General features: G+C 66.7%; 18 protein-coding genes. 6 read left to right on the top strand and 12 right to left on the bottom strand.

Going from position 1 to position 23,640, the window contains the following annotated elements; translation table 11 throughout:
• Positions 1 to 25: 25 nt before the first annotated feature.
• Positions 26 to 484 (bottom strand): DUF1036 domain-containing protein, encoded by a 459-nt coding sequence (locus KB874_RS05350; protein ID WP_212535526.1) that lies wholly within the window; start codon positions 482 to 484, stop codon positions 26 to 28.
• A gap of 54 nt (positions 485 to 538) precedes the next feature.
• Here KB874_RS05350 and KB874_RS05345 point away from each other — a divergent pair, with 54 nt between their 5' ends.
• From KB874_RS05345 to KB874_RS05320, 6 genes are all read left to right on the top strand, one after another.
• Complete coding sequence (locus KB874_RS05345; RefSeq protein WP_212535525.1) at positions 539 to 1,030, top strand: hypothetical protein; 492 nt, start codon at positions 539 to 541, stop codon at positions 1,028 to 1,030.
• A 101-nt stretch (positions 1,031 to 1,131) separates the two neighbouring features.
• A complete protein-coding gene (locus KB874_RS05340; RefSeq protein WP_212535524.1) occupies positions 1,132 to 1,566 on the top strand; it encodes a hypothetical protein in 435 nt (144 codons plus the stop codon).
• Positions 1,567 to 1,607: 41 nt separating this feature from the next.
• Complete coding sequence (locus tag KB874_RS05335) at positions 1,608 to 2,258, top strand: MotA/TolQ/ExbB proton channel family protein (RefSeq protein WP_249200284.1); 651 nt, start codon at positions 1,608 to 1,610, stop codon at positions 2,256 to 2,258.
• 13 nt (positions 2,259 to 2,271) lie between these two features.
• The gene (locus tag KB874_RS05330) at positions 2,272 to 2,724 is read left to right on the top strand and encodes an ExbD/TolR family protein (RefSeq protein ID WP_212535523.1); all 453 of its coding nucleotides are present in this window, start codon (positions 2,272 to 2,274) and stop codon (positions 2,722 to 2,724) included.
• On the top strand, positions 2,724 to 3,125 hold the full coding sequence (locus KB874_RS05325; RefSeq protein WP_212535522.1) for a biopolymer transporter ExbD: 402 nt from the start codon (positions 2,724 to 2,726) through the stop codon (positions 3,123 to 3,125). Before KB874_RS05330 ends, KB874_RS05325 begins: the two co-directional genes overlap by 1 nt.
• On the top strand, positions 3,122 to 4,783 hold the full coding sequence (locus KB874_RS05320; RefSeq protein ID WP_212535521.1) for a hypothetical protein: 1,662 nt from the start codon (positions 3,122 to 3,124) through the stop codon (positions 4,781 to 4,783). Before KB874_RS05325 ends, KB874_RS05320 begins: the two co-directional genes overlap by 4 nt.
• Here KB874_RS05320 and KB874_RS05315 read toward each other — a convergent pair whose 3' ends face one another.
• From KB874_RS05315 to KB874_RS05265, 11 genes are all read right to left on the bottom strand, one after another.
• Positions 4,784 to 6,877: a serine/threonine protein kinase gene (locus KB874_RS05315; protein WP_212535520.1), complete on the bottom strand. Its 2,094-nt coding sequence runs from the start codon at positions 6,875 to 6,877 to the stop codon at positions 4,784 to 4,786.
• Complete coding sequence (locus KB874_RS05310) at positions 6,874 to 7,767, bottom strand: PP2C family protein-serine/threonine phosphatase (protein ID WP_212535519.1); 894 nt, start codon at positions 7,765 to 7,767, stop codon at positions 6,874 to 6,876. Before KB874_RS05310 ends, KB874_RS05315 begins: the two co-directional genes overlap by 4 nt.
• On the bottom strand, positions 7,754 to 8,434 hold the full coding sequence (gene tagF, locus KB874_RS05305) for a type VI secretion system-associated protein TagF (RefSeq protein WP_212535518.1): 681 nt from the start codon (positions 8,432 to 8,434) through the stop codon (positions 7,754 to 7,756). Before tagF ends, KB874_RS05310 begins: the two co-directional genes overlap by 14 nt.
• Positions 8,435 to 8,440: 6 nt before the next feature.
• Positions 8,441 to 12,097 carry a type VI secretion system membrane subunit TssM gene (gene tssM / locus KB874_RS05300; protein WP_212535517.1) on the bottom strand — a complete coding sequence of 1,219 codons (3,657 nt, stop codon included), beginning with the start codon at positions 12,095 to 12,097 and terminating at the stop codon, positions 8,441 to 8,443.
• Between the two features lies 1 nt (position 12,098).
• Entirely contained in the window at positions 12,099 to 13,910 is a 1,812-nt protein-coding gene (icmH, locus tag KB874_RS05295; RefSeq protein WP_249200283.1) for a type IVB secretion system protein IcmH/DotU, read from the bottom strand.
• Positions 13,910 to 15,244 (bottom strand): type VI secretion system baseplate subunit TssK, encoded by a 1,335-nt coding sequence (gene tssK / locus KB874_RS05290; RefSeq protein WP_212535515.1) that lies wholly within the window; start codon positions 15,242 to 15,244, stop codon positions 13,910 to 13,912. Before tssK ends, icmH begins: the two co-directional genes overlap by 1 nt.
• Before the next feature lie 126 nt (positions 15,245 to 15,370).
• Positions 15,371 to 19,609 carry a hypothetical protein gene (locus tag KB874_RS05285; protein ID WP_212535514.1) on the bottom strand — a complete coding sequence of 1,413 codons (4,239 nt, stop codon included), beginning with the start codon at positions 19,607 to 19,609 and terminating at the stop codon, positions 15,371 to 15,373.
• A 130-nt stretch (positions 19,610 to 19,739) separates the two neighbouring features.
• Positions 19,740 to 20,042, bottom strand: a complete 303-nt coding sequence (locus KB874_RS05280) for a PAAR domain-containing protein (RefSeq protein WP_212535513.1) — start codon at positions 20,040 to 20,042, stop codon at positions 19,740 to 19,742.
• A 36-nt stretch (positions 20,043 to 20,078) separates the two neighbouring features.
• On the bottom strand, positions 20,079 to 20,672 hold the full coding sequence (locus tag KB874_RS05275; protein ID WP_212535512.1) for a DUF4123 domain-containing protein: 594 nt from the start codon (positions 20,670 to 20,672) through the stop codon (positions 20,079 to 20,081).
• A 3-nt stretch (positions 20,673 to 20,675) separates the two neighbouring features.
• Entirely contained in the window at positions 20,676 to 23,018 is a 2,343-nt protein-coding gene (locus KB874_RS05270; RefSeq protein ID WP_212535511.1) for a type VI secretion system Vgr family protein, read from the bottom strand.
• A 104-nt stretch (positions 23,019 to 23,122) separates the two neighbouring features.
• Positions 23,123 to 23,626, bottom strand: a complete 504-nt coding sequence (locus KB874_RS05265; RefSeq protein WP_212535510.1) for an invasion associated locus B family protein — start codon at positions 23,624 to 23,626, stop codon at positions 23,123 to 23,125.
• Positions 23,627 to 23,640 lie beyond the last annotated feature (14 nt).

Below are 23,640 nucleotides of genomic sequence, written 5' to 3'. Positions count from 1 at the left end.
ATACTTACCCGACCCGAGCAACGGATCACGACGGCGGGTAGATGAACAGCGTCCAGCGCTCGCTTTTCAGCGTGTCGACCTCGTGGAACCGCGCCTCGAGATAGCCGCGCACCAGGCAATCCGCCTCTCCGACAATGTCGAATCGGTTCGGCGCAAGGCACATCGGCACCGACCCGGACAGCACCACGTTGCCGAAAACGTCCTGCGCAAAGACATAGACAAAGCGCACGTCCAGCTGCTCCTGGATGACGTTGGCGCACTGGTTCGGTCCCACCGTCCACCAGCCCGCGGTGGCGAAGGCATCATACCGGAACCGGCCGATCGCGATGTTGAGGACGTTAAGCGTCTGGTTGCACACAGCGAACTGCGCTCGCGCCTCGGAGGGCGCCGCGACGGACAGCGCGCAAAGCGCAGCCGCAAGCACGAACTTCCACGGTCGGTTGAGCGAATCGGTGGGTTTTCGCCGATCTGGCGCCAAAGTCATCTTTTCGCCACTTTTCCGCCTGAACGTGGAGTCGAACTGTGATAGGGTCTTCTCATGATCAAACTCGTGTCAACAGCCATCGCCGCCACCGGCCTTTCCGTCCTCGCAGGGTTCGCCCTGTTCTCGGGACACGGGGCCATTGCGCACGGCGCTCTCCTGCCCGACCAACCTTTTGTGTCGTCGTCGGCGCTCGCGCCCGCGGCACTGGTTCAGGCCGACGTTGTGACGCCGACGCCGGCGGTTTCGCTGGCCGGTCTCGTGGCGCCCGTGACAGTCGCGGGGCAGTCTCATGCCCCGTCCACCTCGCCGCGCCCGGAACAGCGCCCGATCCTGGTGGCAGAAGCAACCGACCTGTTCGACGAGCAGCGGACCGAGTTCTCGATCGAACGGCTCTTTGGCGAGCCTGGTCGCAACGCCGGAACTGAGGGCGGATCGAACGTGACCACGCCACGCATCGTGCGCGCCACCCAGCCCGCGACGCCGGACAACCAGCAGGCCGCCCGCAAGAAGCTGTTCCTGCCCTACATGATCGGCATCGCCCGGTAAGGGCGACACGCCCGACAAGGGCTCGATTCCCTGTTGACTCGCAAGGCCGCTTTCTAACCAATGGTTGAAAATGGCTTTGAATTCATTGGACAGGGGAACCCATGGCTTTTGATCGCTTGGCATGTCTGATTGCCATTGCTCTTCTGTCGACCGGCACCGCCCAGTCGCAAGAAGCGAACTCTTTCGAGCTTGAACTCAACAAGGCCACGGATACCGAAACGAACGACGGGCCGGCCTGCAGCATCGTGTTCCGCGCGACGAACAGCTCGACGACGGGGCTGGAGTCCGTCTCGCATGTGGTATCGATCGAAGACGCGAACCGGGAATTCAAACGGTCACTGCTGCTGGATTTTGGGGCCTTCGACGAGAAGGACACCCGCTATCTCCAGTTCCTGGTGCCACAGACGACATGCGCGGATATCAGTGGCATCGTCGTCGACAAGGTCGAGTCCTGCATCGAGAGCGGCACCAAGGCGACGATGGATCACTGCAAGAAAAACCTCTCCTCACGCACAGCCATCCGCTTTTACGACTGACCCCGCGCGGCGCCATGCGCCCGCCGCCCCAGGAGGTAGGAATGGACTCCCTTCGCATGCAAGCGTTCGATCCCCTGACGCTCGCTGTCTTTGCCGCGCTCGGCTTTCTGTCGGTGCTGGCGATCACCGTGGCGCTGTTCAAGTCGATCCAGTTCGCGCGCCTCGGTGTGGGAAAACGCAGGCGCGCCGAAGAGATCCTGGACAACTGGCTGTCCGGCCGCGCCGACGAGGCGGTGCGCATGGCCACGCAGCGCAAGTCGGTGCTGGCGCGCATCCTGCAGGCGGTGTTCTCCGGCGTGCAGGCCAAGCCGAACGACACCACCTATGCCGAGGAACTGGGGCGCCAGACCGCCATCATCGAACTGGCGCAGATGACCGACCGCCTGCGCACGCTGGACATGGTGGTGCAGGCGGCGCCGATGCTGGGGCTGCTGGGCACCGTGATCGGCATGATCGACGCCTTCTCGGCGCTGGCGGCTTCGGAGGGAGCGGTCGACCCGACCACGCTGGCCGGCGGCATCTGGACCGCACTGACCACCACGGCGCTGGGGCTGGCCATCGCGCTAGTTACTTTCTTCATCGCCAACTGGTTCGAATCCCGCATCGACCGGGAACGCAACCTGATCGAGACGGTGATCTCGGCGGCGATCCACGGGCGGCTGGACCCGTCAGCCACCGCCAAGCTGCGCTGACCGGGGCGGGGTCGTGGCCGCCTCGAAGCTTCAGTTGCCCGAGCGCAAGCGCACCTATCGCTTCGCGCTGACGCCTCTCGCCGATGCGATGTTTCAGTTGCTGATCTTCTTCATGCTGTCCTCCAGCCTGACACCCTATTCCATGCTGACCCTGCAAACCGCGCCCGAGATGCCGGATGAGGCCGCCGCCGCCATTTCCGCCCCGGGGCCGGGCCCGGGGGCGCCGGCGCCGTCCGGCGCGCTCGAGATCTGGCGCGTGGACCGCGACGTGATCATCGCCAACGGCCAGAGGCTGACCTTCGACCAGCTCGACCCGCTGGCCGAGGCGTTGGGCACCACGGGCCGGCCGGCGCAGGTCGTGCTGATCGTCCTTCCCGGAGCGCGGGTTCAGGATGTGTCGACCGTTCTGGCGCGGCTGCAACGCGCCGACGTGATGTCGTTGCAGGTCTCGCGGGGAGAGGGCTGATGGCCGTCCGTCGCCTGCTGCCGCCGCGCGTCGCCAAGGTGCAGCCCGACGTTTCGCTGGCCATCGTCAACATTGTCCTTCTGTTGATCTTCTTCTTTCTCGCCAGCGGTTCGCTGACCTCGGCGCCGACCAACACGGTCGAGGTATCGGAAACCTTCGACCTGCCGATCGAGCAGTTGCCGCAACCGATCCTGATCGTCGAGGACGAAACCGCACTGTCGCTGAACGGTGATCCCGTCACGATCGGAGAAGTTCCGGGAAGGCTCGGGGCGGGCAGCGTGCTGCATGTCCTGATCGCCCGCGACGCGCCCGCGCACCGTCTGCTGGCCCTGCTGGACGATCCCGCGCTGGACCCGTTCGAGATCCGCCTTGTCACCATCCACCGGCGGAGCGCGCCATGAGCTTCCTGCCCTATGGCGAAAGCGGCCCGCTCAGCTGGAGCATCGCCACCGGGGTGTCGGTCTTGCTGCACGTGGTGGCGGCGGCGGGAATCGTGACGGCGATGCAGGGCTTCATAGCAGCGATCGAGACGCCCGAGACGCGCCCCGATTTCGTGATTTCGCTGGTGCCGCTGGATGCCGACACGCTGATCGAGCTAATTGACGGGGTCGACGCCCCGGTCGAATCCGAAGGCACGCCCGTGCCCGATGTGCCCGAGCCCGTCGAGCCGGAACCTGTGGAACAGGAGGCGGTGGAACCCGATCCGGTCGAGCCCGAGACTCCCGAAACCGCCGAGGCCGAGCCGATCGCACCAGAGACGTCCGAGGAATCCGCCGAACCGGTCATCCCCGAAGACATGGTCGCAGTCGAGGGCGAGCCGCTACCACCAGAGACCGCAGACCCCGACCAGCCCGACGCGCCAGAGGCCGCCGAGGCGATCGCGGCCGACCTGCAAACGTCAGAGGCCGTCGCCCCCGACACACCCGAGGCACCCCCCGCCGAACCGCTGACCCCGGACACCGCCGAGGCGGCGACCGTCGCGCCCCCCGATGCCGCCGGAGCGATCGCTGCCGAACCGGTGGCGCCTGCCGTCGCCCCCGAAGCCGGTCCGATCCTCGAGCCGATCGACACCGGGCCGCTGCTTGCCGATGATGCCGGGTCGGGGCTGGCTGCGCCGATTCCGGGCGACACCCCGCTGCCCGGCGCCATCGACCCTGTCGCGCCGCGCGATGGCGCCACCGTCGCGGCGACCGCCGTGCCCGTCGAGCCCTCGACGCCCGAGATCGCCGCGCTGCCCGGCACGGCGACCTCTGCAACGCCGGAACCCGATCAACTGGCGTTGCTGGCACCGGAACCCACACCTGCCGCTCCGACCGCGCCATCCCCGGCGACCGAGGCCGCCCCCTCCGCCCCACAGACCGAGACCACGCCCGTTGCCCCGGAAACGCAGGCGGTCGAAGGGCGCGAGGTCGCGCCGCTGCCACAGCTGGGTCCGCGCGACCTCGCCCTGGCCGACCTGATCACCCGCATCCGCGACGCGGACTCCACCGCGCCGCCCTGCCTGCTGACCTTGCCCCGCCGCAATGGCGAGGACGGGATCGGGCTGGCGATGATCGCGTCAGAGGATGCGGCCATGGCCAATTTCGCCGATACCGTGCTGACCCAGGCGGATGAAGCGATCATCCAGACCCGCACCCTGATCGATCCCCGCCAATGCGCCGCGCTGGACTACATGCGGTTGAACCAGGACTATCCCGCCAGTCGGCTGGGCATCAGGCTGGAGAGCGACGAGGTCCTGTCGGGCCGGGCGCTGGCAGGCGTGTTGCGCGGCATCGCAGCGCCGCATTTCATGTTGCTGCTGATCGACAACAACGGCGTAGTGCAGGATCTGACCCGCTTTGCATCGGTTTCGGACGAGTTCGCGCGGTTCGAAGTGCCTATGACCCGGATGGGCTCGCTGCGCGACACCGCTCAACTGGTCTTGGCCGTGGCCTCGACGCAATCGCTGGACCCGCTGCGCGAGCGGATGGGCCGCCTGTCGCAGGATGTCTTTGCGGGCTTGCCCGGCGCGCTGGCCGATGGCGCCGCGCTGGGCATGGTCAGCTTTCGGATGCGTTGATCACAGGTCGCTGCCCGCCGGGGCGTTGGGCGAGAGCAGCAAGAAGGACAGCGCTGCGCTGGCGCCCACGGTCGACCCGCTGCGCGAGGCGATATCTTCGAGCACGTTCGGCAGCAGCGACGCAGCATCCGCCCCGTTTCGCGCCAGCACGGTTTGCGGCAGGGGCGAGTCCGCCTCGACCGTCAGCACCAGGTACGGAACCGGGCTGTCGTCCGGCGCGACGGGACTGAAGGGGAGGTTGCGGCGGTCTCCGACCGGCTGCGATAGCCGGTCGGTCAGGTTGGCGATCCTGCCATTGTGGTCGATCAGGATGGCCCAGACGGCCTGGGTTCGCGGCACGCCCAACTGGGCGGATACCCGTTCGCGGCTGGCGACCCTGTCAGCTTCGAGATACACGGACAGCCCCTCGCGGCCCCGGCCCTGGATCGCCCGGACGAAATCCAGCACGGCGCATTGCGCCGGCGTGATCGCGCGCCGCAACACCTCAGGGCGCGCGCCGAACCGTTCCTCATAGCCGGCGCCCAGGCCCGCGAAATCCGCGCCGTTGGCGGAATACCCCTCGAGCACGCCGACATTCGGCCCGGCGGCCACGCGGGTGACATAGGTGCAGGGGCCGGTCTCGAACGAGGCGAGGAACCCCTCGCGCGTGTCGGTCAGCGGCGCGGGGATACCTGCCACCGGCTGCGATGCGGCAGGTGCCGGGCCGGGCCCCTGCATCGTCCAGGCGTAATAGCCCGCCCCCGCCATCAGCAGCACGAACAGCGCGACCAGTGCGCGCAGCAGCCCGCCGCCAGAACCTGCCTTGTCCTCGACCTCGACCACGGTCGGGCCGGACTGCGTGCCAGTTGCGGTGCCGCGCGACACCTGGCCCGGCAGTTGCAGCCCCTGCACGGTCTGCGTGACGCTTGCGCCGGTCTGTGTGACACCACCCAGCGATGCGGTGCCGGTCTGGCCGCGATCCAGCGGCGACAGCGCCGGGGCAGGCGGCACCCAGCCGCCCAGGTAGTGTTCGGGGATCTCCTCGGGGTGATCCACCAACCGCCGCACCATGTCCATGTTGCGCGGCCGGTCGGCCGGGTCGGGTTCCAGCATCCAGGACAGCAGGGGACGCAGTTCCGGGTCCAGCGCCGACAGGTCGGGTATGGCGCGGCGCCTGTCCACCGCCTCGGCGATGGAGCTACCCATGTCGAGCGGCTTGCCCAGCGCGGCGGCGCAGATCAACAGCGCGAGGCCGTAGATATCCGTCGCAGGACCGATTGTTCCACCGAAATGGCCTAGCTGTTCGGGCGCGACATATTTCAGCTTGCCGGCAAAGCGGCCATGCATCGTGCCTTCTTCCATCACGGTGGACTTGGCGATGCCGAAATCGATGATCCGCGCCTCCGAGACGATCCCGCGCGGCAGCATGATGTTGTCGGGCGACAGATCGCGGTGAAAGACCTGCTGGCCATGCGCCTTGGCAAGGCCCCCGGCGATGCGCCGGATCAGCGTCTTGACCTCTTCGACCGACAGCGGCCCGGTCTGCGCCACGTGATCCTTCAGCGGCACGCCGGCAATGAACTCCATCACCAGGAAGAAGCGGTTCAGGTCGCGGTCATGGACGTAGTTATAATAGCGGACGATGGTCTCGTCGGCGAGATGCGACAGAGTGATCGCCTCGCGCTTGAACAGGACGGCGGCCTCGCTGTCGGCTGATTTCTCCTGCAGGATCGCCTTGATGGCGACGGGCGGGCCACCATGGATGTTGATACCGCGATAGACCTCGCCCATCCCGCCCGAGTTCAGCTCCTCGGTGATCTCGTAATTGTTGTTGATCAGCGTGCCGGCCGGCAGCTTGCCCAGCACGGGGGCGCGCGGCGGTTCCGGCATGGATGGCTCCGGGGGCGCCGTCGTGGCTTGCGGCGGCAGGGTGACGTCGGGATCGGGCGGCGGGACGCCAAGTGCGGTGCGGTCGTCATCCGCCGAGTCGCCGGGCGGCATCGGCACGAAGGTCGTGCGGTCGTCGTCGTCGCCGGGCGCTGCCGCGCCGGGCTGCGTCACGAACAGCGTGCGGTCGTCGTCATCTCCGTCTGGCCTGTCATTCCGGCCGGTCATGCCTTTTCATCCTCTGCCGGTCCGTCGGCCACGCCGTCGTCACCTGCGCCATCCGTCCCGGCAGGATCGGCCTGGGCAGACTCGACTGTCATGTCGGGCAAGGTGGCCTCGATGGTCAGGGTATCCTCCGGGGGAAAATCCTCGTCCTCGGGCGGGGGAGGTGGGGTCATCCGGACCACGACCACCGTCACGTTGTCCCTGGCCCCGCGGCGCAGGGTCTCGTCGATCATCGCGTGGCAGGCCGCGCGGGGCGCCAGGGAGCCGACGAATTCGGCGATCTCGTGATCCTCCAGGTGCTCGGTCAGCCCATCCGAGCACAGGACAAAGCGGTCGTCCAGTTCCAGCGTGCCCGTGACCGTGTCGCAATGCGGATGCGGAGAGACCCCTATGGCGCGCGTGATGACGTTCCGGCGCGGCCAGTTGCGGGCCTCTTGCTCGGTGATGGTGCCGGCATCCAGAAGGGCGCGCAGTTCCGTGTGGTCGCGCGTGACCTGCCGCAGGCGACCGTCGCGCAGCAGGTAGATGCGGCTGTCGCCCGACCACAGGCAGGCATATTCGTCGCCATGGATCAGCAGGGCCACCAGCGTCGCCCCGATCGTGCCGCGGCCCAGCGTGGCGGCATGGTCCAGGATCAGTTGGTTGGCGCGCGCGAGTCGGTGGTGAAACCGCGCCAGCTGGTCGTCGGGCGAGCCCGACATGCCGATGGAATGCAGTTCCTCGACGATGGTCTGGCTGGCGAAATCGCCCGCCGCATGGCCGCCCATGCCATCCGCCACCGCCCAGAGCCCCCAGTCCGGGCGCGACAGGAAACTGTCCTCGTTGATCTCGCGGCGGCAGCCGACATCGGTCGCCTGACCGGTCTCGAAGGTGAAACAGTCATTCAGCTGCATCTCGTCCTCCCTCGGCCCGCGCCGTTCCGCCCAGCAGCCAGCCCAGCGCCTGCGCCCCGGGCAACCCGTCGCAGCCCAGCCAGACCGGCAGGCGTCCGGAATCGCCGGGCGACCACCAGTAGGACCGCCCCAGTGCCGCGCGTGCCGGATCGGCCCGCCCGGCCGAGCGCAGCAGCGCCGCAAGGTCGCCCTCGGGGTGATGCGCCCAGAGGACGGCACCCTCGGCCCGCATCGCGTCGGTTTCCTCGGGCAGGTCTGCCTTGAACCCGGCCAGCAGGCCCGCCGCACCGGACCCATCCGCCGGGTGCGCCCCCGCCAGGTGCGCCTCGAACGCCTCCCACGGGGACTGGTCCGTGTCTTGCATCGGCAGCGGCAGGGCCACGCCCTCGGCCAGCATCAGCAGCGGATAGCGCCGCCCCACCCGGTCGCGCGACGGGCGCAGCACGCCGGCCAACCCCCGCCCCGTCACCTTGTGCCCGATCCAGAAGCGCAACCCCTGCGCCCCGTCCCAGAATGCGGGCCAATCGTGGCCCATCGTCTCGCGCAGGTCGGCAAGCGAGCGATCCAGCCAGAGCGAAAGCACCGACACCGTCCTGTCCGTCAGTCCCGCCTGCACGAAATCGCCGAAGGCCGGGTGCTTGCCCATGAGTCCGATGGATGCCGGCATCCGGGCTCACTCCAGCGAGTCCGGGCAGTTGAACTCCCGCAACTCGGTCATCAGGAAGGGGATGGTCGGGCTGTCGAATTCGAACCGGTAGGTGATCGACGCGCCCTGCACCGATTTCGTCACGTCCAGCACGTTCTTGCCGCGTGGCCGCCCGTCCTGGAGGAAGGTCACGATGTCCCAGCGCCCGCGCGAGAATTCCATCCGTGGCGGCGCTTCGAGGAAATTGCTTGTGGTCAGTTCGATCGCCACGCCCGAGGTGCCGCCGGGCCAGGTGAACTTGGCCGGTGTGCTGTTGGGCTGGGTGATGATGCGCTCTCCGTGAATGACGAGGGTGGCGAGGTTGACCGAAGGCGACGAGGACAGGTGCTGGATCGACATCTGCACCTTTGGCTCGGCCGAGCCGCTGGCAAAGAAGGCCTGCTGGATGCGCTGCGCACGGTCGAACTGGCGCAGCGTGCTGCGGTTGATGCGCGGGCCCAGCGGGCTGGCCGGGTCTGGCGCAAGCCCGTCTGCAGTGCGCAGCACATGCGGTTGCAGGTTCTCGGAGTAATACTGATCCATCAGCCCACCGGGGGCAAAGAACTGGCCGAAGATCGACGGCGACAAGTGCGTGTTGGACTGGCTGAAGGGAAAGAAGGGCTTGATGTTGTCGCGGCAGAACAGCGTCACCGTCTCGACCAGTTTCTGGTTCAGCTCGACCATGGTGGCGTCGTTGGCAGCGGCGCGGAATTCACCCTCGACCGCGTTCAGCATCTGCGCCAGCGGCCCCGGCCGGCTGCCGTTGTTTCGCGTCAGCGCGGCCAGCGCCTGGTTCAGGATCGTGTCGTCCGCAGGCGTCGAGGCAAAGGAAGATGTCACGCGGTTCTCGCGGATCGAATCCAGCGCGGCGATGATCTGGTCGACTGGACGCTGGCCGATCTCGCCCTGCAATTGCAGGTGCCACAACGCGAAATCGCCGGTGATGAGCTCGGCCCGGCGGCGGTCGACATCCTCGCGCAGCGCGCCCGCGGCACCGGCGCGGGCCTCGTTCTTGCCGCCCGTGCTGTTGGCGACGAAATCCAGTGCGACGCGCTGGAACACGCCCGACCGCGCATAAAGCCGCTGAAAGGCTGCGTCGCCAAGGTTGCCTGAAAGGCTGCCGGCACCCTGCCCTGCCGCCATCAGCCGCGCCGCATCTTCGGGCGTCATGGCGGCAAGCTGATCGTAGAGACGGGTCATGCGGGTTTCGCTGTCGACCGCCTCGACCAGCTTGAGCAGGGGCGAGTTGAAATCGGCCGAGGCAAAGCCCAGAACGTCAAAGGCGGGTGCATCCGCCGACATCCGCGCCATGTCCAGACGCGCGAACATCGCGTCCCACTCGGTCTTGAATTGCAAGCGGTAGCGCCGGAAAAGCGCGTTTTCGAGATCGGCCAACTGCTGCTCATAGCTGGCCTGTTCGGCGACCTCGCCCAGCACCCATTGATCGTCCTGGAGCCGCTCTCGCGCGGCGGCCATCTCGTTCACGAAATAGCCCCAGTATCCGAGATAGGTGAACAGCGCCGGCACCTCGAGCGTGCCAAGGTCGCTGCCGTCGTTGGTGCGGAACACCGCGCGCACCTGCCCGCCGACGCGCTCAACCACGTTGAAGGATTCGATGCCGGACGTCGCCACCCCCGACTGGAGCGCGGCCCAGGCCTGTTCCTCGAGAGACAGGTCGGCGATGGCCTGCCGTGCGCGGCGCACGACCTGTTCCTCGGGGATCACGGTCAGGCGGCGTTCGCCGTCCATCTCGAGCATGGCGGCCACGTGCCGTTTCAGCGCCTCGCGGTCCTCGAACCGGCCCGAGCCGCCCAGCTGGTCGCGCCAGACAGAGTCGAAATAGGCGGCGATTTCCTCGTCGCCGCGCCCCGCCGGCCCCTGCCCGCCCAGCAGCAGGTAGACCTTGAGCGCCTGGTAGGCGCTGGCCACGTTGTCATCGGCGATCAGCTGCGGGATGTCCTGCTGCAGGAGCAACATCATCCTCGGCCGCAGCAGGCGCTCCAGCGCGTCGGAATAGGCGGCCTCGGCGGCGGCAGCGACCTCGGCATGACGCGACAGGCCAAAGCTTTCCCACACGGTGCGCGGCTGCGGGTTGTCGCGCCCGCCGGGAATGCCGCGCAGCGCGGCGAGGTGATCCAGGACCGGGGTCGGATCGGGATCGGTGATGAGCGATTCCGACAGCACGTTGCGCGCGCCGTCGAGATAGACCGCCGCATGGGCTTCGGCCGCGCGGACAAGGTTCGCGTTTTGCCAGAAGCTGTAGCCGAAGGCGCCCATCGCGCCCGCCGTCGTCACCCCGATCACGGTCAGCGCCAGCGTGCGCAGGATGGTCATGCGCCGTACCGCGCCGCGGTCGTAATTGACCCAGTCGCGCTCGGCGAAGATCACCTTTTGCAGCAGGTCGCGCAGGAAGAAACTCTTGCCCTTGCCGGACATGAAATCCGGCTGGAAGCCCGGCGCTCCGCCCGTGTCTCGGGCCATCGCGCCCAGCACCTGGTCGATCGGATTGCCCTCTTGGGTTCCGGACGTGAAGTAGAAGCCGCGCAGGATCGCGTTCGTCTTGTAGCGCGTGGGTTCGAACACGCGCCGCAGGAAATCCGACACCCCGTCGCGCAGCATCGCCATCTGTCCCGGCAGGCCGAAGATCGCGATGCGGCTGATCGCGTCGGGTTCCTCGGACAGCCGGTCGATCACCTCGTCGGACAGGCGGCTGAGAAGCGTGTCGAATTCCGCCTGCACCTTGTCGTGGGTCTGTTCCTTGCGGTCGCGGGTCTGAAAGGTGACACCCCAGACGCCGTTGCGGCGGGTCTGGTTGAAGCTGGCGAAATACTCGCGGAAGCCCGAGATCAGGTCGGCCTTGGTGAACAGGACATAGACCGGGAAATCGATGCGCAGCGTCTCGTGGATCTCGGCCAGGCGGGCTCGGACCGTCTCGGCATGGGCGGCCAGCGTCTCGGGCGTGCCGCTCATCATGTCCTCGACCGAAAAGGCGAGGATCACGCCGTTGATTGGCTGGTCGGGACGACCCTTTTTCAGCAGGTCGAGAAAGGCGGTCCAGCTTGCCTTGTCCGCCTCGGCGTCGCTGTCCTGCGTGACATAGCGTCCGGCGGTGTCGATCAGCACCGCATCCTCGGCGAACCACCAGTCGACATTGCGCGTGCCGCCAAAGCCGTTTCCGTGGTCGGGCAGTTGCTCCTGCCCCGGAAACTCGACCCCGGAGAACCGCAGCGCCGTGGTCTTGCCCGCGCCGGGCGGGCCGATGATGACATACCACGGCAGGTCATAGAGATAGGTCTTGCCGCCCGATTTCTTCAACTTGGCCAGTGCCTGTTCAAAGCGTTCGGCCAGAACGACGCCATCGCCCGTGCGTTTCGGCATCAGGCTGTCTTCGAGATCGGCGGCCGCGCGGCGCCGCGCCCGCCAGCGCAGGCCGTAATACAGCACCAGAAGCGTCAGCAGCACGGCGATGGTGATGACCCGCGTCCAGAAGCCGATCAGCCAGGACATGCCCGTCATCTCGAAGCCGAACCAGATCGCGGCGACCAGGCCGATCACTGTGAGGACCAGGAAGATTCGCCTCACCCAGAGGTTCCGGAACGCCCTGCGGATCGCGCCCATCGGAAGGTCCACGAGGATCGAGCGCATCCTATTCCTCCCGCTGGATCATGACTTCGACGCGGCGGTTCTGCGCCTTGTCGGCCGGCGAGGTTTCCGGCGTGACCACCGGCTCGGAGAAACCCTTGCCCTCGACCGACAGGCGGCTGGCATCAGTGATCATGCCGCCCAGCAGGTCCGACACGGTCTTGGCCCGGCCCTCGGACAGCTGTTCATTCGACCGGAATGGACCCGAGCGGCAACAGCCGTCGCCGTCGGAATGACCCACAACCCGCACCGGTCCCTGTTCCGCATCCACGGCGGCGGCGATTTCCTGCAACAGCGGCGTCGCATCCTCGCGCAGTTCGGCCCGGCCGCTGGCAAAGCGGAATGCCTCGCTGACGCGGATCGCGATCCATTCCTTGCGCACGTCGAGGGCCAGAGACCCCTCGCCGATCGGCGCCTCGAGCGCGGCGCGCAGCCGGTCGATCTGCGTCGTCTTGGGCTCGACACTGCGCAGGACGGGCGCGGCCGGTTCCATCGCCAGCGGCGGCAGACCCGAATGCATCAGCGCGATGCGCTGGGTCGACTCGCTGCTTTGCGAGGACAGAAGGGTGGACAGCGTGGCAAAAAGCGCCACCGCCATCGCCGCGCCGATCGCCCCCACGGCCCAGACCGGCGGCCCGCCACGGCGGCGCTTGCCGCGAAAGATCACCGGCGTCCAGTGCACCGAGATATCATCATCCGGGCGACCCACCACGCGGCGCAGCGTCTCGTAGATCGCGGTGCGGATGCGCGCCAGCTGGATCGAGCCGTCATGCATCGCGCGATACTGCCCCTCGAAGCCAAGGCTCAGACAGGTCAGCATCAGTTCCAGAAGGTGGAATTTCTGCCCCGGCGCCTTCATCGCGGCATCCATCCGCTGGAAGAAGCCGACGCCCGCGTTCCGGTCGTTGAAGAAGCGCGCGCCCATCGAGTATTCCAGCCACATGCCGCGATCCACGCCGGGCAGGTTCTGCACGATGTCGTCGGCCGTGGCAGCCAGCGCGTATTTCGCGTCGATCACGTCCGGCTGCGGCACCCCGGCCTCGAGCGCATTACGCTCGAACAGGTCCAGTTCGCGGGCGACGTGGTTCAGCAGCGGCGCGCTCTGCATTTCGACCAGGCCGGTGCGCAACCGGCCGAGCAGGATCATCAGGTTGGCGGCGGACGCGACCAGCGGGTTAGACGAGCCGCCCTGTCCCAAGCCCGTGGCGCGCAGCGCGTCGGCCAGCGGGATCTTGCGGTGTGCCGCGCGGGGCGCCTGCGCCTGGTCGGGGCGCGGGATCTCGGGGAACATCTCGGGGCCGCGATGGCCGGTTTCGGGGCGGTAGGCATTGGCGCGATAGTCGGTGCGCGGCGGCGGCGTCGGCTGGGGATAGGCGGGCGGCTGTGGTGCCGGACTGTAGCCGGATGGTGGCGGCGGCGCAGGTTGCTGCGTCGGGCGGGGCGGTTGCGGCTGGGTGGGCATCTTGCCGCCCAGCCAGGTATCCTCGTCAGGGGGTGTACCCCAAGGGTCCGCCTGGTGCGGCGGGCGTTGCAGCGGCGGTTGTTGGCCCACCGGGGGCGCGCGATGCTGCGGCGGTGGCGGCGGCGCGCCCGATTGCGCGACGCGCGGCGGATAGGGGGCGGCCGGCGGTGGCGCAGGCTGTCTTGACGGAGGCGGAGGCGGTGCGGCCTGACGGGGCGGTTGAGGCAGGGCCTGGCCGAAGACCGTCTTTTCGTTGTCGCCGCCCTGCGCGGGCTTGCCCTGACCGGCACCGGGCTTTGGCGGCTGCGGTGGCAGCGCCTGACCGAAGACTGTCTTGTCGTCGTCGTCGGACATCATCCCGTCTCCGGTATCGCCCACAATTCGAGCTTCAGGTCAGGCCAGTTGCCTGCGAAATGCATACCCACCGCCGGCGCGGTCGAGAATTCGCGCCAGAGCTCGGTGGACTTGTCGAGAAGGAAATAGACGTTGGACGAGATCACCCGGATCTGCCGCGGTGGGTTGGGCAGGTGGACCAGCGGCACGCCCGGCAGGTTCGCCTGGATGATCTGGCGCATCCGCGTGCTGGGGCCGACCTTGCACAATTGCGGGAACTGGCTTTGCACCTGGGTCAGCGGCAGGCCCGAACTGACCTCGACCACGAAGCTGGCGCTGGCAAACAGGCTGCGGTCATTGACCAGCGCGACATAGCTGTTGGCCTTCTTTTCCTCCAGCGGCAGGCGCACGGCGCGGCCGACCTCGATCGCCAGAAGCGACTGGATGTCTAGCACCAGGTTGACGAAGGTCCCCTTGGGGTCGTCATGCCGGTAGCCGCCGTAATCCTTGGCCTGCCGGTCGCCCTGGTCGAAGGTTGTGAGCTCACCAGCCAGGCCGATGAGTTTCTCGTACAGCCGTTCGGGATGCACCGCGCCCTGCCGCGCAAGGTGGCGCAGCACCGGCAATTCGCGATTCAAGACCATCAGCATCAGGTAGTCGGTCGCCTGCATCCCGCCGCCGGAACTGGGGTCGGAGGCGTAGCGCGCAAGCGCCTTCAGCTTGACCTCCATCCAGCCGATGATGCGGGTCAGGTAGCCCTGGTAGGCCGGATGCACGCCCAGGACCAGACCTGTGGGCGGCACGGTCTCGTTCAGGGTCACGACGCCATCACGCATGTCGGCGATCGCCCCGAGGTAGATGTTCTGGTAGCCAGGCTTGGCATCGTGGCGCAGCGACAGTTCCAGCCGGGGGGTCGCGATCTCGATCCGCTGCTCGTTCTGCGCCTCGCTGGCATTGTCGCGCACCGTCTCCATCCCCAGCAGGTAGCGGGTCGCCGCGTCGGCGCCCGGCGCGGCCACGTCCTGCTGGTTGATGGTGATATCGGGCAGGGTCAGCCAGATCCCAAGCCCCGCTGCGGTATCCTCGGGCACCGGCACCGGGGTGGGCAGGGGCGTGGCGTTGGGCGCGTCGAAAGGCATCCCGTCGGGCATGATTCCCGTGACAGAGCGCAACCCGATGCGGCCCTGCTGGGCAAGGTCGCGGTCGAAGGCCAGGTTCGACACACCCCACGGATAAGGCGAAATCTGCGCCGTGCGCATGCGCAGCAGCTGCTCGTGATAGCGGTCCGCCTGTTGCAGGTGGTGCGGTTGCAGGAACAGGCCTTCTTTCCAGGCAACCTTGCTATACCAAGACATTCGCCCTCAACCGCCCTTCAGAAAAGAATTCACGCAAAGCGAGGCGCAAACGCGCCCTTCTGGCTTCATTCTTGCGGGCAGGCCGGTGCGCGGTCAAGCGTCACCGGCCCGAAAGGCAGGACTGCCTCAGAATTGCAGCCGGACCTGGGCCGTCAGACCCCAGCTGTCCAGGCGATCGCTGAACCGGCTGTCGACACGGCCGGTGATATCCAGCTGACGCGCCGGCAAGGCCGACCCGTCATCGAGGATGCGGGTGTAGTTCACGCCAAGGCTGACCTCTCCGAACGTGTCGAGCGTGCTGTTGGTCGAGGTCAGCTTGCGCGTGCCCTGCGTGTAGGTCGACTTGATCTCGTCGGTGAAGTCCTTGTAGACGGTCGCCACGCCGAAATAGTTGAGCGCCGCCGTGCCGCTGGGCAGCACCTGCTGCTTGCCCAGAAGGAGCGAGCCGAAGGCGATCTTCTGGGTTATGTCCTCGATCTTGAGCGTGCCGCCGTTCTGGAAGCCGATCGGATCCACCTTCAGCCGGCTGAAGGAGAAACCGCCCTGCGGCACCATGTAGATACCGGCGGCCTCGCTCAGGACATACTGGTAGCCCAGCGTGCCGCTGACCGTGTGGCCGGTGCTCTTGTATTTCTGCTTGAGCAGGCCCAGCGGCGCCGCGGCACCGCGGGCAGTGTTCTCGACGTCGTAGGTCGTGCTCTCGAAGCGATACTGAAGGTCGCCGAACCAGCCGTCGCGCGCTGCGGTCAGGTAGACACCGCCATAGGCCTGCTCGAACTCGGTATCCGTGACCGAGGTGACGGTGTCGTAGTCCATCGTGTTGGTCGCGATGTCATAGCGAAACACCGGCTGCGAGGTCTTGCCGTTGTTGAAGCCCGCCATCGCACCGATGGTGATGTCGTAACCGTTGTAATAGCCATCGAAGCAGGACCGGTCGATGCCCATCTGGAAGCCGGCGTAATCCGCGTCCAGCTCTGTCCGGTAGGTGTCGCCCAGGCTGTTCGTCGTCGACCCCTTGAGTTCCGCCGCGCCGCCCGTTGCCCTTGCCCAGGTGCCGGTCGAGCAGGGATCGTCCTCGGTATTGGCCAGCGGCGTGACAAAGGCCGAGGACGGTCGGTTGACCACCGTGCCGATCAACGACTGGGTCAGGACCACGCCACTGGTCAGCGCGCCGATGGCGGGGTTCTCGAATTTCTTCAGGACATAGGCGTTCGGATCCTTGACCAGCGCGGTCAGCAGCGTCGACGAGGTCGAGAACGAGCTGTTCACGTCGTTGAAGGTCAGGGCCACATCGCTGGTCGCGTCGCCGAAAGTCAGGACGGTGATATCCGCCGCAGTCGGGTTCGTGGACGGAGCGGCCACGACGTTCAGCGTGGCCGTCCCGCTGGCGAATGCACCCACGTTGATCAGGTCCGTCGCGCCGGTGGTCTGGTTCAGGTCGATGGTGATCGACCCGTTCGTGGTCGAGTTCCCGGCGACGTTCAGGATGCCGGTCGGGCTGCCATCGCCCATGTCAAGCGACACGGGGCTGGTCAGGTTGCCCGCGACGCTCGTCGTGCCGGCCAGGATATCGATCGCCGTGGTCGAGGTCAGGTTGCCGCCCAGCGTCGACCCGGCAAAGGACGCGGTCCCCGAGTTGCTGACATTGCCGGTCACTGTCGTTCCCGACAGGGCCAGCAGGCCAGTGTTCGAGATCAGGCCGTTCACCGTCGCCCCGGTGAGGCTTGCCGTTCCGGCATTCGTCAGGTTGCCGTTCACCGTGGCCCCGGATCCCAGCGTCGCCGTGCCGTTGTTGTCGATCGCTCCGGATGTGCCGGTCTGGTCCAGCGTCGTGCCGAAGTCGAGCGCGATGGCGCCCGTGGTGCCGGCATTGGACAACGCCCCGCCGTTGATCGTCACACTGCCGATGATGACGCCTGTCGGCGTGACCGAAGCACTGCCCAAGGACTGAACCAGCGTGCCCGTCATCATTCCAGAGTTGACCAGCGTGCCCGCGTTGGTCACGTTGCTGGCGGTCGCGCCCGTGGCATTCCGGAACTCTCCCGAGATGCCGACATCGACGGTGTCGACGGTGCCCAGGTTCGTCAGCAGGCCACCGTTGACCAGTGACGCGCCGGTGATCGATGCGCCAGCCAGGACGATGCTAGAGCCCGCGCTTTGCGACAAGGCCGCGACGACGCCCGCGTTGTTCATTGTCCCGCCGGCATTCGTGACCAGGCCCGCCGCGCCGAAGTTGGAAAACAGCGTGCCGGTCGCAAGGTCGACCGACGACAGCGTGCCGAAGTTGGACAGGGTGCCGCCGTCGATGACGGTTGCATTGGTGATCGATCCGCCGACGTTGACCTTCGTGGTTCCAGCCAGTTGCGTCAGCGAGTCGATGATACCGGAATTCGTGACCGCGCCACCGTCATTGGTCACGGCGTCGGCAGCGCCCCCTGCCTCGTTGAGCAGGATCGTTCCCGAGGCAAGGTCAACGTCCGTCACGGTGCCGAAGTTGCGCAGGGTGCCGCTGTCGATCGTGGCGGTCGCGCCATTGATCGTGCCGGTGTTCAGAGTAAACGCCAGGGCAGACCCGGACTGGCTGAGCGTGGCGATGGTGCCGGCGTTGGTCACAAGACCCGCGTTCTGGACCTGACCGGCATTCGCCAGCGCCTGGTTAGTGAATTGGGCGCCCGCCGCGACATCGACCGAAGCGACCTGGCCCGCATTGATCAGCGCGCCGCCGTTCACGTCCGACGCGCCGGTGATCTGACCGGCCGCAAGAACGGTTGTCTGCCCTGCTGCCTGAGTCAGAGAGGCGATCGTGCCCTCGACACTGACCAGTCCGCTGTTCGATACGGCACCCGCGCTGGCGGCCGCATCCCCGCCGAGGCGCTGGTTGAAGCGCGCCCCTGAAGCCACGGACACCGCCCCGACGGCGCCGAAGTTGGTGAGCAGGCCGCCGTCGATGGCAGAGGTGCCGGTAATCTGGCCGCCGTCCTCGACTTCGGTCATTGCCGTCGCGCCGCTTTGCGACAGCGAGTCCATCGCGCCCGAATTCCGCACAGTACCGGAGTTGGTCACGTCGCCCGCGGTGTTCCGGTTGAACAGGACGGCACCAGATGCGACAGCCACGTCGGCGACCGTCCCGCGGTTCAGCATGGTTCCGGCATTGACCGTGCTGGACCCGGTCACCTCGCCGTTCGTGCGGATCACGGTCAGACCGGCGTCCTGGGTCAGCGAGGCAAGCGTGCCTGCCGCCGAGACGGTGCCGGAATTGGTCACGTTGCCGGCGCTGGCAAGCGCGTCGGCGCCGAGATTCTGCGAGAACGACGCCCCGGCCGCAACGGAAACGTCGCCCACCGATCCAAAGTTCGTCAGCGTCCCGCCATTGATCGTCGATGCGCCGGTGATCTGCCCGGCATCGCCGACAGACGTGGTCGCCGTGGCGCCGTTCTGGATCAGCGACGCGATGGCGCCGGAATTCGTGACCGTGCCCTGGTTGGTCACGTCGCCGGCCACATTCCGGTTGTCAAAAGTGCCCAAGGGCTGCACGTCCACCCCGGCCACCGTGCCGAGGTTGCGCAGCGATCCGTTGTTGACCGTGCTGGAACCGGTGATCTCGCCCGTCGGGCCAACGATCGTCGTGTCGCCATTCACGATCACCGATGCCATCGTTCCGGCATTGAGAACCGATCCGCTGGTCGTGACGGCGCCGGCAGTTCCATTGTTGGTCATGGAGGCGCCAGCATTGACCGTCACATCGCCGATGGTTCCGTTCTGGATCAGAGTCGCGCCTGTCAGGACGCCTGTCCCACCCGTATACGTGTTGACCGCCGTCGTCCTCACCGTGCCGGTCTGCACCAGCACATTCAGAGTGGTGCCGCCATCTTGCATTACGCCGTTCATCGTCAGCGTGCCGGCGGTCGTCCCGACCCTCAGGGTATTGAACCCGGCCCCGCTGATCGTCGCGTTCGAGATGTTGTCGGTGGCAGAGGTCAGGAAGACGTCCGCGCCCAGGACAAGAGCCACGGTATTGGAAAAGAACGGCTGAGTGGTCTGGACGTTGACGTTCACCGGGTTGAACAGGGTAAGCTGCCCGTTCACGATCCGATAGTCGCCGTTCACGTCGAGCGTTCCGACATCGAAGGATCCGCCGCCAAGGTCGATGTTGCCGGAACCGCCATTGCTCACCAGATCGACCGTCGAAAGGCTAGAGTCGGGCACGACCGCCGGGTTCCAGTTGCCCGCGACGTTCCAGTCGCCACCGCCCACAACGTTCCAGTCCTGCGCCTGGGCCATCCCCGTCACGCCGACCAGCGCGGTCGTTCCCAGCATCGCGGCCACAGTTGCGAGGGACAGGGCCTTGGTAATTCCAGCAGACATAACTCACCCTCCGATAAATTGGTTCAGTCTTCGCCGTATGACCCTAGGTCAAGCAAGTTGAATCCGCGGGATTGCCTCTGCCGTCTACGTTTTGTTGCATTTTCGCTGTATTTGAACCGATCCGGGCGTCTCAGTCGGACCGGACGATGGGGCTGCCGGTCGTCATCTGGCCGCCGTGAGAGGTCAGGTCGGTTACCCGCATCACCGGCAGCCCCATGATGCGCACGATCAGCGAGCCCTTCACCATCGGGTCGGGACAGGGCACGCCGGTGCAGATCGTCTGCCCGGTCACCACCGCCACCGGACGGCCCGTCACCCGAACGATGGCCTGGCCGGGATTGGTGACCGGTCCACCCAGATGCGGCACACCGTTGGGCATGACGATCGGGCAGACATGCAGGTCACCCAGAAGGCAAACGGGCATGGCCGGCATGATCCTGTCCTTTCAACTTGATTGCATGGCAGGGCGTCACGTCTCGCCCTCCACCGTCAGTCCCAGGTCCGCGCGGCGCAACGTGCCCTCGCGGATCGCGTAACGGCGCAGGCGGGCGGGGTCGTCGGGGTCCTCGGCCCAGACCTGTTCGATCCCACGCAGGATGAAGGATGCCTGGTCCGGCTCCATCGCGGGCAGGTAGGTGTTGAAGACCGAAGGGCGATAATACTTGAAATACAATTCGTTGCCGTCCTCGTCGACGACCTTGAGAGATCGCTTGAGCGTCGTCTTGACCTTGCGCGCCTCGGCCCCGGCCAGCACGAAGACGCCCCAGTCGTTGCCGTAGCCCTCGGCCATGAACCAGTCATAGACGTCGTCGCGGGCGTCCAGCGTCAGCGGCACCAGCCAGGGTGCCACCTCGGCCAGGTCGTCAAAGGCCTCGCCGTCGAACAGGCACAGCGCATGGTCGGTCATCGTCTCGATGACAAAGCGGGTCGCCGGCGAGCGCGAGGCATCGACCAGCAGGTAGGGGCTGAAACCCTTGTCGGCACAGGTTCGGCGCAACTCCGCCGCAAGGGCCGCGGGCGCGCTGTCCGCCGGGGCAGAGGGAAAGACCCTGACCTCGTCCAATCCTCAGCCCCCCAACGTGGCCTTGCATTCCTGCGCAAAGGCCTGTTCCGCCTTAAGCACCTCGGCCGTCGCCGGCGCCCCCGGATTGAAATCGACCGACGGGCACAGGACCTTCAGCTGGAACGCCTTGATGGTAATGCCGCTCTGGTCGATCTCAATCGACCCGCCCGGCGCTGCGATGGTGAATTTCTGCGTCGCGATCAGCGTGTGCTTGGGCGTCTGGTTCAGGATGGATTCGCCCACCGTGGTGGTCAGTTTCTGGCCGACCGTCACTTCCTTTTCCATGCCGACGAATTCCATCAGCGCGCCGCCCACGGTCAGCACCTTGGTCACACCGACCATCTCGGACGACGCGACGCCCGTGGTGTCGGAGCGAAAGTTCGACACGACCGTGTTCATCACGCCGGGCTGGTCGAACAGGTCGTCGCCGCTGTCACCCAGTTCCGACCCCGCACCGCGCATCGCGTGGTTGGCATCCTTACCCGCCTCGTCGGCACCATGCAGCCCGCCGCGCCCCTTGCCGCCCTTGGACGACAGAAAGCCCAGGGCCGCCTTGCCCACGGTGCCCGCGAACTTGCCCAGGTCGGAACCGCCGCCACCGCCCTTTGAACCGCCCTTGTTCAGCAGCGACTTGGTCTTGGACGACAGGCCCGAGAGGCCCGAGAACATCGAGCTGGCGCCCTGCCCCGTGCCGCCCACCGTGATGTTGACCGATCCGCCGACCTCGGTCTTGTGGTTCTTGCCCACCTCGACCAGCTTGTTCACGCCCACCGACTGCACATCATGGCGCTTGATCCGCTCGACCTGGTCGTTCAGCACCAGCGTAGAAAGGTCCTGTTGCGCCTTGATAGCGATGTGTTCCTTGCCCGGCTCGTCCTCGAACACCAGCTCGTTGAAGCCGGAACCCTGATGCGAGTCGGTGCGGAAGACCGATTTCGTCTTGTTGGCGGGCAGCGGATAGGCGGGCGTGTTCTTGCCGTTGTAGACGCAGCCCGTCACCAGCGGCTTGTCCGGGTCGCCCTCGAGGAACTCGACCACGACCTCCATCCCGATGCGGGGGATGACCATGCCGCCCCAGCCCTTGGACGCCCAGCTTTGCGACACGCGGCAGCGCATCGAATGGGCAGCGTTCAGATCCCAGTGAAAGCGCACCAGGATGCGGCCGAACTCGTCGCAGTCGATCTCGCCCTCGCCCACGACCATGGCGGTCTGCGGCCCCTGCACCACCGGTTGCGGGGTCTTGCATACCGGCGCCAGCGGCGCCTTGGCCGGTTGCAGCATGTAGCTGCCGCGATAGGCATAGCCATCGGACGCCGCGCCGCCCGAGCCATAGCTGTCCGAGACATAGGAATGCGACGCAGCCAGTGCCACGTAGGTCTCCTGCAAGACCGAGGCCAGGTGCTCGCCGCCCAACCCGATCCGCATCCCCGATTTCAGCGAGACGACATCGCCCAGCGCGCGCACCGCCTTGTCCCGCGTGCGTTCCTGCCGGACGCGCAGCGTGGCGACCCGCGACCGGCCATCGCCGGCCTCGAGGTAGTCGCCCGGATAGTCGAAGGATTCGATATCGGCCATCTCGTGCGGGGCGGGATCGGAATGGTCGACCTCCATCGCGGCGGTCGGCGTCTTGAAGTTGTAGTCGGTCAGCCGGACGGCCCCCGTGGTGATGTTGCGCTCGGGCAGGAATTCCCAGAAGTGCTCCTCATCGGCCTGGTGGTGACCCTCGACGCCCAGGTAGGGTCGCTTGCCGCCGGGGATCTCTGGGTGCTCCTCGGGGTCGTCGAGCAAAAGCATCGTGTGATTGCCTTGCTCGTGGCGGAAGGCATAGGTGATGCCGAAACGCTCCATCAGCCGGCAGGCAAAGTTCAGGTCGCTTTCGCGATACTGCACCGTGTATTCCAGCGTCGGATAGCTTTTCGTCAGCTTGTTCGACAGGTGCGGCTGACCCAGCGCCGCATAGGGTTGCAGCAGCTCCTGCAGGATCTCGTCCACCGACATCTCGTGAAAGATGCGTTGGTTGCGCTTGCGGCCCGCCAGCCAGAACCAGGGCCGCAGCTCCAGGTCATAGCGGTGTCCGTTCTCGTATGGACCGGCCCAGACGACCCGCGTCACGATCCCGTCGAACCAGACGGAATTGCCCTTGCGGTCGAGCAGCTCGACCTGCGCATGGGTGCCGAGGATGTCGTCGAGTTTCAGGTCCGGGTCTGTCGACAGCGCCTCGACCCTGTATTCGAACAGGTCGTTGAGATGGTCGGAGCCGTTGAAGCGCAGAAGAACCAGGACATCAGTGCCAAGGGACGAATGGAAACGGCCCATGCGGCCGTCCTGCTTGAATGAGGCGGGCATCGCGAACTCCGTCATCGAAATCCGCTCCATGTTAACAGGCATCCGCCGTTTTTCAATTCTCATGCACGCGCAGGGTCAGGCATTCCAGACCCTAGCATGCCCGGTCAAGGCGCAGGGCGCAGCGCCTCCAGCCCCTGCATGACGCCCGACATGGAAACCGAGAACACCAGCGGCTCGGCCAGCGGACCGGGGCGGTAGCCCGCCAGCACCTGCGCCTCGCCGTCGGCGAAGGCCTGAAGCCGCTCTTCGGGCAGCACGCGCAAGGCTTCGCAGAAGCGCGGGGTGCAGGTCTGCCAGATCAGCGGAAAGACCGCGTCCTCGTCCTCGGCGCGCAACTCGATCCCCGAGGCCAGGTAGACGCCCAGCGGCACCCGCATGGCCAGGAACCGCTCGGATCCATCGGCATTCCAGAAGGCAAGAACCTGCGCGACGAATGCGCCGTCGGCGTCGCGCGTCAAGGTCTGTTCCAGCACGCAGGCGGTGCGGTTCACGCCCAGAGCCTCGCAGGACACGGTCCAGTTGCCGAAGGTCTGGCCGCTATCGACGCCCTGCGCCTGCACGGCCACGGGCGACAGCAACAGGCACAGCGCGGCGGCGAAACGGATCATGGCGAAACTCCCTG

This window comes from Thetidibacter halocola, assembly GCF_018224955.1.
GTDB classification, from domain to species: domain Bacteria; phylum Pseudomonadota; class Alphaproteobacteria; order Rhodobacterales; family Rhodobacteraceae; genus Thetidibacter; species Thetidibacter halocola.
Note: the sequence above shows the minus strand (reverse complement) of the source record. Positions and strands in the feature narration are given on the sequence as shown.

Coding starts and splice junctions, on each gene's coding strand:
- KB874_RS05350 (WP_212535526.1), bottom strand. CDS start 484: ATGACTTTGGCGCCAGATCGGCGAAAACCCACCGATTCGCTCAACCGA.
- KB874_RS05345 (WP_212535525.1), top strand. CDS start 539: ATGATCAAACTCGTGTCAACAGCCATCGCCGCCACCGGCCTTTCCGTC.
- KB874_RS05340 (WP_212535524.1), top strand. CDS start 1,132: ATGGCTTTTGATCGCTTGGCATGTCTGATTGCCATTGCTCTTCTGTCG.
- KB874_RS05335 (WP_249200284.1), top strand. CDS start 1,608: ATGGACTCCCTTCGCATGCAAGCGTTCGATCCCCTGACGCTCGCTGTC.
- KB874_RS05325 (WP_212535522.1), top strand. CDS start 2,724: ATGGCCGTCCGTCGCCTGCTGCCGCCGCGCGTCGCCAAGGTGCAGCCC.
- KB874_RS05320 (WP_212535521.1), top strand. CDS start 3,122: ATGAGCTTCCTGCCCTATGGCGAAAGCGGCCCGCTCAGCTGGAGCATC.
- KB874_RS05315 (WP_212535520.1), bottom strand. CDS start 6,877: ATGACCGGCCGGAATGACAGGCCAGACGGAGATGACGACGACCGCACG.
- KB874_RS05310 (WP_212535519.1), bottom strand. CDS start 7,767: ATGCAGCTGAATGACTGTTTCACCTTCGAGACCGGTCAGGCGACCGAT.
- tagF (WP_212535518.1), bottom strand. CDS start 8,434: ATGCCGGCATCCATCGGACTCATGGGCAAGCACCCGGCCTTCGGCGAT.
- tssM (WP_212535517.1), bottom strand. CDS start 12,097: ATGCGCTCGATCCTCGTGGACCTTCCGATGGGCGCGATCCGCAGGGCG.
- icmH (WP_249200283.1), bottom strand. CDS start 13,910: ATGTCCGACGACGACGACAAGACAGTCTTCGGTCAGGCGCTGCCACCG.
- tssK (WP_212535515.1), bottom strand. CDS start 15,244: ATGTCTTGGTATAGCAAGGTTGCCTGGAAAGAAGGCCTGTTCCTGCAA.
- KB874_RS05285 (WP_212535514.1), bottom strand. CDS start 19,609: ATGTCTGCTGGAATTACCAAGGCCCTGTCCCTCGCAACTGTGGCCGCG.
- KB874_RS05280 (WP_212535513.1), bottom strand. CDS start 20,042: ATGCCGGCCATGCCCGTTTGCCTTCTGGGTGACCTGCATGTCTGCCCG.
- KB874_RS05270 (WP_212535511.1), bottom strand. CDS start 23,018: ATGCCCGCCTCATTCAAGCAGGACGGCCGCATGGGCCGTTTCCATTCG.
- KB874_RS05265 (WP_212535510.1), bottom strand. CDS start 23,626: ATGATCCGTTTCGCCGCCGCGCTGTGCCTGTTGCTGTCGCCCGTGGCC.